The organism is Asticcacaulis sp. AC460 (assembly GCF_000495795.1).
GTDB lineage: Bacteria > Pseudomonadota > Alphaproteobacteria > Caulobacterales > Caulobacteraceae > Asticcacaulis.
The window spans coordinates 1-418 of the sequence record NZ_AWGD01000080.1 but is presented as its reverse complement, the minus strand read 5'-3'; the positions used below and the strand labels follow the sequence as shown (position 1 = coordinate 418).

Annotated in this window: 2 protein-coding genes; both read right to left on the bottom strand. The window is 58.6% G+C overall.

Annotated features, from left to right (window positions below):
- Nucleotides 1–194, bottom strand: a 194-nt coding sequence (locus ABAC460_RS51260; RefSeq protein WP_200863708.1) for a hypothetical protein, incomplete at its 3' end; no start/stop codon positions are given.
- A gap of 3 nt (nt 195–197) precedes the next feature.
- The coding region (locus ABAC460_RS50295; RefSeq protein WP_035426706.1) for a hypothetical protein at nt 198–418 on the bottom strand (221 nt) is incomplete at its 5' end.

Below are 418 nucleotides of genomic sequence, written 5' to 3'. Positions count from 1 at the left end.
TTTTTCAAGCAGAAGACGGCATACGAGATGATACGGACGAAGACCGAGTTGGGTGGTGGGGCGGCTGCATAGAGACCGGCATCGTTATAGGCGTATGCCGGTACGGCCGTGCAGGCGACCGTCAGGAACGCCCAGGACATCATAGAGCGGGCGGTTGATTTCAGATCTTTGAGTAGACGGAGCAAGGCGGTCATCTTCTATCCTTTTGGTGAAGCTGAGAGGGTTTCGGGAACGCGGGCAAACAGCAAGGTCATGTCGCCCCCCAGGGCGGTCGAAAGCATGGGGCGCAGGCCGGAAAGACGCGAACTCCAACGGCTGCGCCCGGGAAAACGCGATTCATAGATTTCGAGCCAGGCGACCTCGCTGAAATTTGTCGCGTCATCACGCTTGGGTACGCCTTGAGTTGCACCGGCGAGCG